We start from the raw sequence: 9,000 nt of genomic DNA, 5'->3' as shown, positions 1-9,000 counted from the left end.
GACCGCGCTGTGCAGCGAGTCGGAGGAGTAGAGCGGCGCGGTGCAGCCCTCGACGTAGTGCACGTACGCGCCCTCGTCGACGATGATCAGCGTCCGCTCGAACTGGCCCATGTTCTCGGTGTTGATCCGGAAGTACGCCTGGAGCGGGATCTCCACGTGCACGCCCTTCGGCACGTAGATGAACGAGCCGCCGGACCACACGGAGGTGTTCAGCGCGGCGAACTTGTTGTCGCCGACCGGGATCACCGTGCCGAAGTACTCCTTGAAGACCTCCTCGTGCTCCTTGAGGGCGGTGTCGGTGTCCAGGAAGAGGACACCCTGCTCCTCCAGGTCCTCGCGGATCTTGTGGTAGACCACCTCGGACTCGTACTGGGCCGCGACGCCGGCGACCAGCCGCTGCTTCTCGGCCTCCGGGATGCCCAGCCGGTCGTAGGTGTTCTTGATGTCCTCCGGCAGGTCCTCCCAGCTGGTGGCCTGCTTCTCGGTGGAGCGCACGAAGTACTTGATGTTGTCGAAGTCGATCCCGGTGAGGTCGGCGCCCCAGGACGGCATCGGCTTACGGCCGAACAGCCGCAGACCCTTGAGCCGCAGGTCGAGCATCCAGGCCGGCTCGTTCTTCTTGGCCGAGATGTCCCGCACCACCGCCTCGTTGAGACCGCGCTGGGCGGCCGCCCCGGCGACGTCGGGGTCGGCCCAGCCGTACTCGTAGCGACCGAGCGCGGCGAGCTGCTCTTCCTGGGTCAGGGGCTGGACGATCTGCTCGGTCATCTATCTGTCCTCACAGTGGTGACGGTGTTACCGGACTGGGCGCGCGGCTGGGTCGGAATGTGCGTGGTGCACACCCCGTCGCCATGCGCGATGGTGGCCAGACGCTGCACGTGGGTGCCGACCAGACGGGAGATGACCGCCGTCTCGGCCTCGCACAGCTGGGGGAACTCGGCGGCCACGTGCGCCACCGGGCAGTGGTGCTGGCAGAGCTGCCCGCCCGAGGCGATCGTGGACGCGTTGGCAGCGTAGCCCTCGGCGGTGAGCGCACCGGCAAGTGCCTCGGACCGGGCCAACGGATCGTCGCCGGCGTCCTCCATGGCGGCCCGGCAGCGGGCCTCCAGCGCGGCGACCTGGTCGGCGGCGAACGCCTCGACCGCGTCCGGGCCGCCGTTGCGGGCGATCCAGCGCAGCGCGGCGGTGGCCATGTTGTCGTAGTGGTGGGTGCCGCAGCGCCCCCGGGCCGCGTCGGTGAGCAGGAAGACCCTCGCCGGTCTGCCCCGCCCCCGGCTGCCCCGCACGGTCTGCTCCCGGGCGACCACGTCGCCGTCGGCGAGCATCGCGTCGAGGTGCCGGCGGATCGCGGCCGGGCTGAGACCGAGTGCCGAGCCGAGCTGGCCGGCGGTGGCCGCCCCCTGCTCCAGCAGGAGCCGGGTCACCCGGTCACGGGTGGACAGGTCGGCGGCGGCCGGCGTCGGGTCCGGCGCGCCGCGGTGCGGTGCGTCGGGTCCGCGCCGCACGGCACGGCGGGACCGCGCGCCGACGCCGACGGCCGGGGCGGCCGTCGGCGGGTGCCCGGAGAGCGCCGCCGCGTTTTTCACAACGCCAACGTTACGTAATTCGCCGGGGGGCCGCAAACCCGACCCCGGTGATCCGGCCCACCGGGCCGGCGGAGTCACCCGATCGGGATCAACTACGGTGCGTAGGATTCGCTCCGTGAAGCGATCCGTCCGGTTCCCGGTCTCGACCACCCTGCTGCGCCGCCTCGCGTACGCCTCGATCGTCGCCAACGTGGCCATCGTGGTGACCGGCGGGGCGGTCCGGCTCACCGCGTCGGGGCTCGGCTGCCCGACCTGGCCCCGGTGCACCGACGCGTCGTACACCACCACGGCCGAGATGGGCGTGCACGGGGTGATCGAGTTCGGCAACCGGCTGCTCACCTTCGCCGTCGGGGCGATCGCGCTGGCCACCCTGCTGGCCGTACTGGCCCACCGGCCCCGACGCGCCGGGCTGACGGGGCTTTCGGTGGCGGTGTTCCTCGGCATCCCCGCGCAGGCCGTGATCGGCGGGATCACCGTGCTGACCAACCTGAACCCGTGGGTGGTCGGGCTGCACTTCCTCGCCTCGATGGCGGTCATCGCCGCCGCGTACGCCCTCTGGCGGCGGATCGTCGACCCGGACGGGCCGGTGGTGCCGGTGGTGCCCGGGCCGCTGCGTACCCTCGCCCGGCTCACCACCGCCGTCAGCGTCGCGGTGCTGGTGGTCGGGACCTGGGTGACGGGCAGCGGCCCGCACGCCGGCGACCACGGGGCCGCCCGCAACGGGCTGGACCCGGAGACGATCTCCCAGGTGCACGCCGACGGGGTGTTCCTGCTGATCGGCCTCTCCGTCGCGCTGGTCCTGGCGTTTCGGGCGGTCGGCGCGACCGGCCCGGCCCGCGCCGCGCTCGTGCTGGTGGCGGTGGAGCTGGGGCAGGGCCTGATCGGTTTCGTGCAGTACTTCACCCACCTGCCGGGCGTGCTGGTCGCCGCGCACATGCTCGGCTCCTGCCTGGTGCTGCTGGCCACCCTGGCGGTGCTCTGGTCGACCCGGGAGCGCCGGCCGGTCGCCGCCGACCCGGCGACGCCGCCGGCCGAGCAGCAGCGGGTGCCGGCGACCGTCTGAGCGTCACCGGGCTCGGCCGCGCGCCGGCCCCGAGGCGGCGCGACCGGCCGGGCCGGGTCAGCGGCGGGCGAGGTGGACCAGCACCGCGTCGGCGAGCCGCTCGGCGGCGCCGTCGGCGTGGCCGAGGAACAGCGACGGCTCGGTCAGCTCCAGCTCGATCAGCACGGGTGCGCCGTCCGGCCCGGGGATCAGGTCCACCCGGGCGTAGAGCAGCCGCTGCGACCCGCCGGGGACCTCGGCCAGCACCCGGTCGGCGACGGCCAACTGCTCCCCGGTGGGGGTGCGCGGGTCGATCCGCTCCGGCCGGTACAGGCCCTCGACGCCCAGGTCGGGGCCGTCGAGCATGGCACCCTTGCGGATGGCGTGGCTGAACGTCAGGCCGTCCGGGCCGGCCACGAAGAGCAGGGCGGTCTCCCCGGCGGTGTCCACCGCGTCCAGGTACGGCTGGACCATGGCGGTCCGGCCGGCGGCCGTCAGCCGGCGCACGTGCGCCACGGCCAGGTCCCGGTGGGTCGGGTCGGCGGGGTCGTACCGGCCGGTGTCGAGGCTGCCGGCGCTGACCGTCGGCTTCACCACGTACCAGCCGGGGGTCGACGGCGGGACCCAGTCGTCGCCCGGCGCGACCCAGGAGGTCGGCACGGTGGGCACCCCGGCGGCGGCGAGCTCGCCGAGGTAGCGCTTGTCGGTGTTCCACCGCACCACGTCGACGGGGTTGACCAGGGTGGGCACCGTGCCGGCCCAGGCGACGAACTCGTCGCGGCGCGGGGCGTAGTCCCAGGGCGAGCGGAGCACCACCAGGTCGTAGCCGGCCCAGTCGACCCGGGGGTCGTCCCAGACGGCCGCCTCGACGGTGACGCCCCGGGCCGAAAGCGGGGCGAGCACGAGCCGGTCGTCGGGGTAGAGGTCGGCGAAACGGGAGCAGGTGACGAGAGCGACCCGGGGTTCCCCCCGGGTCGACTGGTGGTGGGTCGGGTCGTAGATCAACGGGACATGGTGCGCCGGGCCATCGACCGCCACAGGTCGTTGCTCGGCCGCATCTGGTCCATCAGCTCGCGCTCCCAGGCGTTCTCGACGGCGACTCCCGCCTGGGAGCACGCCTCCCGGGCGGTGACGGTGTCCTCGGCGAACTGGTCGCCCCACGCACCGTCGGTGCCGACCAGGACGATCCGGGCACCACGCTTGCCGACGTACTCGATGACCGCCTTCGCGCCGCCGTGGGCGGCGGCGAAGGACCTGATGCCCGCGACCAGCCCGGTGGGGGCCGCTCCGGCGGTCTGCTCGGCCGTCAGCGTCGTATCGGAACCTTCTGCCATGACGCGAAGCCTAAGCAGACTTCCACCCCGACGCGCGAGAATCATGAACTATTTGTGATACCAATTACCCGAGGGTTTATCGGAAAGCGCGGGCGGATTGTCCGACCGTGTCGGATAAGTGCGGGCAAAAAGCGCCAGCGACATTGCCCCGATGTGTCCAGCTTGCGGCGGCTTGCCGCGCCCACCGAAAATCCCACCATCCGGGCAGGATTCCGGACCCGTCCGGCGGGTCGGATCGTCCGGACCGCCCACGACGCTCCCCCACGCGACGACCACACCCGGCCCGACGGGCCGCGCCGGTCGACGCGGCGGGCGGCGACCGGGACGCCGGGTCAGATCAGGGCGTCGAGGGCCACCGCGACGAACACGATGGTCAGGTAGGTCGTCGACCAGTGGAACAGCCGCATCGGCCTGACCGGCTCACCCCGGGTCACCCGCCGGCAGAGCCTGTGCGCCTCGACCAGGAAGACGGCGCCCACCACGGCGGTCGGCACCCCGTAGACCGCGCTCATACCCAGCGGCCACAGCGCCAGCGAGGTCGCCACCGTCAGCCAGGCGAAGATCAGGATCTCGGCGTTGACCCGCCGGGGCGAGGCCACCACCGGCAGCATCGGGATGCCGGCGCGGGCATAGTCGTCCTTGTATTTCATCGCCAACGGGTAGAAGTGCGGCATCTGCCAGAAGAAGACCACCGCGAACAGCACCCAGGCAGCCGGGGCCAGCGACCCGGTCACCGCCGCCCAGCCGATCAGCACCGGCGCCGCCCCGCAGGCCCCACCCCAGAAGGTGTTCGCCGTCGTGGTGCGCTTGAGCCAGAGCGTGTAGACCAGGTCGTAGTAGACGATCGCGGCCAGCGTCAGCGCGGTGGCCAGCAGGTTGGTGAACGTCGCCATCAGCGCGAGCGACACCGCCGCCAGCACCAGCCCGAAGACCAGGGCGCTGCGCGGCGACACGGTGTGCGTCGGCAGCGGACGCCGCTTGGTGCGCCGCATCAACTGGTCGATGTCCCGGTCGATGTAGCAGTTGATCACGCTCGCCGCACCCGCGGCCAGCGAGCCGCCGACCAGCACCACCGCCATCAGCCACAGCGACGGCAGGCCGCCGTCGGCGAGCATCATCGCCGGCACCGTGGTCACCAGCAGCAGCTCCACGATGCGCGGCTTGGTGAGCGTCACGTACGCCGACACCACCGCCCGGACGGCCCGCCGACGGGCCGTCGGCCGCCCGCCCACCGTGCGCACCGGCGGCTGCCCGGCAGAGTTGCTGACGGGGCGCTCGGTGATCATGCTCACGGATTGCCACCTTCCGGCGTCGGCAGGGGAAGTCGGTTCGGCGGGACCCCGTCGGGGTCCACACACCGCACCACACACTACGCGTCGTCGTTTTCGCTGCCCGGGCGACCCGACAACGGTGCGGGCCGTCACACCTGACGGGTGACCGAACGATCCGGCCCGCCCGTACGTAACTGCCTGCTGAGATCCCCGGGCGGACGTTTAGACCCGCTCGATAGGGTCACCAGTGAGGGTTCCGCCCATCTGCCGAGGAGCACAACCATAGTGGCTGCCAACCGACCCGCACTCAACTGGACCGACCTCGACCGCCGGGCCGTCGACACCGTCCGCGTCCTGGCCATGGATGCCGTGGAGAAATCCGGCAACGGCCACCCCGGCACCGCGATGAGCCTCGCGCCCGCGGCGTACCTGCTGTTCAACCGGGTGATGCGGCACAATCCGGCCGACCCGAACTGGCCCGGCCGGGACCGGTTCGTGCTGTCTGCCGGGCACTCCAGCCTCACGCTCTACATCCAGCTCTTCCTCGCCGGCTACCCGCTGAGCCTGGACGACCTGAAGTCGCTGCGGCAGTGGGGCTCGCTCACCCCGGGCCACCCGGAGCACGGCCACACCCCCGGGGTGGAGACCACCACCGGCCCGCTCGGGCAGGGCCTGGGCAACGCGGTGGGCATGGCGATGGCCGCCCGCCGCGAGCGGGGCCTGTTCGACCCGGAGAGCGAGCCGGGGACGTCGGTCTTCGACCACCAGATCTGGTGCATCGCCTCCGACGGCGACATCGAGGAGGGCATCAGCCACGAGGCGAGCGCGCTGGCCGGGCACCAGCAGCTGGGCAACCTCACCCTGATCTACGACGACAACGAGATCTCCATCGAGGACGACACCCGCATCGCCAAGAGCGAGGACGTGGCGGCCCGCTACGCGGCGTACGGCTGGCACGTGCAGACCGTCGACTGGCGGGCCGGCGACGCCGACCAGGGCGACTACCACGAGGACGTCGAGGCGCTGTACCAGGCGCTGCTGGCGGCGAAGGCCGAGACCGGCCGCCCCTCGTTCATCGCGCTGCGCACCATCATCGGCTGGCCCGCGCCCAACAAGAAGAACACCGGCAAGATCCACGGTTCGGCGCTCGGCGGCGACGAGGTGAAGGCCACCAAGGAGATCCTCGGCTTCGACCCGCAGCAGAGCTTCCAGGTCGACGAGGAGGTGCTCGCGCACGCCCGTGGGGTGCTCAACCGGGGCACCGAGGCCGAGCAGGCGTGGACCGGCGAGTTCGACGGCTGGGCGCAGGCCAACCCGGAGCGCAGGGCGCTCTACGACCGGATCGCCGGCCGGGTGCTGCCGCAGGGCTGGACGGACGCGCTGCCGACCTTCCCCGCCGACGCCAAGGGCGTGGCCACCCGGGCCGCCTCCGGCAAGGTGCTGGAGGCCCTCGCCCCGGTGCTGCCGGAGCTGTGGGGCGGCTCGGCCGACCTGGCCGAGAGCAACAACACCACCATGAAGGGCGAGCCGTCGTTCATCCCGGCCGCCCACGCCACCAAGGACTTCCCCGGCCACGAGTACGGCCGCACGCTGCACTTCGGCATCCGTGAGCACGCGATGGGCGCGATCCTCAACGGCATCGCCCTGCACGGCGGTACCCGCCCGTACGGCGGCACCTTCCTGGTGTTCAGCGACTACATGCGCCCCTCGGTGCGGCTCGCCGCCCTGATGAAGCTGCCGGTGACGTACGTCTGGACGCACGACTCGATCGGTCTCGGCGAGGACGGCCCGACCCACCAGCCGGTGGAGCACCTGACCGCGCTGCGCGCCATCCCCGGCCTGGACGTGGTCCGGCCCGCCGACGCCAACGAGACCGCCTGGGCGTGGCGGCAGGCCCTGGAGCACACCGACCGGCCGACCGCGCTGGCGCTGAGCCGGCAGGCGTTGCCGACCCTGGACCGCGAGCAGTACGCCGGCGCCGAGGGCACCGCCAAGGGCGGCTACGTGCTGGCCGAGGCGTCGAACGGCAAGCCGCAGGTGATCATCGTGGGCACCGGTTCCGAGGTGCAGCTCTGCCTCACCGCCCGGGAGCGGCTGGAGGCCGACGGCACCCCCACCCGGGTCGTCTCGATGCCCTGCCAGGAGTGGTTCTACGAGCAGGACGAGGCGTACCGCGAGTCGGTACTGCCGCGCGGGGTGCAGGCCCGGGTGAGCGTCGAGGCCGGGATCGGGATGTCCTGGCGGGGCATCGTCGGTGACCTGGGCGAGAGCGTCAGCCTGGAGCACTACGGGGCCAGCGCCCCGCACACCGTGCTGTTCGAGCAGTTCGGCTTCACCCCCGACCGGATCGTCGCCGCCGCGCACGCGGCGCTGACCCGGGTGGGCGACATCACCGGTTTCACGACCGGCAACTGAGGGGAGCGTGGACGACATGACGGACAGACTGGGTGACCTCACCGCCGCCGGAGTGGCGGTCTGGCTCGACGACCTTTCCCGGGTACGACTGAGCTCCGGCGGGCTGGACAAGCTCCGCCGCGAGCAGCACGTGGCCGGGGTGACCACCAACCCGACCATCTTCGCCAAGGCGCTCAGCGACGCCGACGAGTACAACTGGCAGCTCAAGGACCTCGCCACCCGGGGCATCGAGGTCGAAGAGGCCGTCCGGATGCTCACCACCTACGACGTGCGCTGGGCGTGCGACGTGATGCGCCCGTCGTACGACGGCAGCGCCGGTGTCGACGGCCGGGTCTCCATCGAGGTCGACCCCCGGGTCGCCCACGACAGCGACAAGACGGTCGCCGAGGCCAAGGCGCTGTGGTGGCTGGTGGACCGGCCGAACCTGTACATCAAGATCCCGGCGACCGAGGAGGGGCTGGCGGCGATCACCGCGACCCTGGCCGAGGGGATCAGCGTCAACGTGACGCTGATCTTCGGGCTGGACCGCTACTCGGCGGTGATGGAGGCGTTCCTCGCCGGCCTGGAGCAGGCGAAGGCCAACGGCCACGACCTGTCCACCATCGGCTCGGTGGCCTCGTTCTTCGTCTCCCGGGTCGACTCCGAGATCGACAAGCGGCTGGACAAGATCGGCTCCGAGGAGGCCAAGGCGCTGCGCGGAAAGGCCGCCGTGGCCAACGCCCAGCTCGCCTACGAGCGCTACACCGAGGTCTTCTCCTCCGACCGGTGGCAGGCCCTGGCCGACGCCGGCGCGCACCCGCAGCGCCCGCTGTGGGCGTCGACCTCGACCAAGAACCCGGACTACCGCGACGTGATCTACGTCGAGGAGCTGATCGCGCCGGGCACCGTCAACACCATGCCGGAGTCGGTCGTGACGGCGTACGCCGAGCACGGGGAGACCCGGGGCGACACCATCACCGGCGCGTACGACGCGGCCCGGCAGGTCTTCGCCGACCTGGCCGCCGTCGGCATCGACGTGGACGACGTGATCGCCACCCTGGAACGGGAGGGCGTGGAGAAGTTCGAGGCGAGCTGGAGCGAACTGCTCGACGGCGTCCGCACGTCGCTGGCCGCCGCGGCGCAGGGCGCCGGCGCCCCGAACGAGGCCGCGAAGGGCAACGCCGAGGCGGCCCAGCGGGCCGGCGGGAACGCGTGACCAACGGCGTCGGACGCGTCGCGGGGCCGGTCCCCGCGACGCCCCACGCCGCCGGCGCCCCGACGGGGTGTCGCGGGTGATTGACCTGTTGACCGGCCCGGCCGATGCCGCCGCCGGTCTCGCGGTGCACGGGGCGGACGCGGTCGCATCGACCGCG

Annotated in this window: 8 protein-coding genes; 3 read left to right on the top strand and 5 right to left on the bottom strand. The window is 72.3% G+C overall.

Annotated elements, in window-relative coordinates; all coding sequences use genetic code 11:
• Both sufB and ACOJTC_RS04120 read right to left on the bottom strand, forming a co-directional pair.
• The coding region (sufB, locus tag ACOJTC_RS04125; RefSeq protein ID WP_420115811.1) for a Fe-S cluster assembly protein SufB at positions 1-768 on the bottom strand (768 nt) is incomplete at its 3' end.
• Entirely contained in the window at positions 765-1,505 is a 741-nt protein-coding gene (locus ACOJTC_RS04120) for a helix-turn-helix transcriptional regulator (RefSeq protein ID WP_420115813.1), read from the bottom strand. The genes sufB and ACOJTC_RS04120, both read right to left, overlap by 4 nt.
• 178 nt (positions 1,506-1,683) lie before the next feature.
• On the opposite strand from ACOJTC_RS04120, the gene ACOJTC_RS04115 reads away from it, so the two are divergent.
• Entirely contained in the window at positions 1,684-2,649 is a 966-nt protein-coding gene (locus ACOJTC_RS04115; protein WP_377686344.1) for a COX15/CtaA family protein, read from the top strand.
• Between the two features lie 57 nt (positions 2,650-2,706).
• Here ACOJTC_RS04115 and ACOJTC_RS04110 read toward each other — a convergent pair whose 3' ends face one another.
• The 3 genes from ACOJTC_RS04110 to ACOJTC_RS04100 form a co-directional block, all read right to left on the bottom strand.
• The gene (locus ACOJTC_RS04110) at positions 2,707-3,630 is read right to left on the bottom strand and encodes an ATP-grasp domain-containing protein (RefSeq protein ID WP_420115812.1); all 924 of its coding nucleotides are present in this window, start codon (positions 3,628-3,630) and stop codon (positions 2,707-2,709) included.
• A complete protein-coding gene (locus tag ACOJTC_RS04105) occupies positions 3,630-3,962 on the bottom strand; it encodes a hypothetical protein (RefSeq protein ID WP_204926093.1) in 333 nt (110 codons plus the stop codon). Before ACOJTC_RS04105 ends, ACOJTC_RS04110 begins: the two co-directional genes overlap by 1 nt.
• A gap of 332 nt (positions 3,963-4,294) precedes the next feature.
• Positions 4,295-5,254: a heme o synthase gene (locus ACOJTC_RS04100; RefSeq protein ID WP_420115810.1), complete on the bottom strand. Its 960-nt coding sequence runs from the start codon at positions 5,252-5,254 to the stop codon at positions 4,295-4,297.
• Between the two features lie 264 nt (positions 5,255-5,518).
• Between ACOJTC_RS04100 and tkt the strand changes: the two genes are divergently transcribed.
• Both tkt and tal read left to right on the top strand, forming a co-directional pair.
• Positions 5,519-7,648, top strand: coding sequence for a transketolase (tkt, locus tag ACOJTC_RS04095; RefSeq protein WP_420115809.1), 2,130 nt, complete (start codon positions 5,519-5,521; stop codon positions 7,646-7,648).
• 16 nt (positions 7,649-7,664) lie between these two features.
• The gene (gene tal / locus ACOJTC_RS04090; RefSeq protein ID WP_420115808.1) at positions 7,665-8,843 is read left to right on the top strand and encodes a transaldolase; all 1,179 of its coding nucleotides are present in this window, start codon (positions 7,665-7,667) and stop codon (positions 8,841-8,843) included.
• Positions 8,844-9,000 lie beyond the last annotated feature (157 nt).

The sequence above is a fragment of the Micromonospora sp. genome (assembly GCF_048594385.1).
Lineage (GTDB): Bacteria > Actinomycetota > Actinomycetes > Mycobacteriales > Micromonosporaceae > Micromonospora > Micromonospora wenchangensis.
This window is presented reverse-complemented; position numbering and strand designations above follow the sequence as displayed.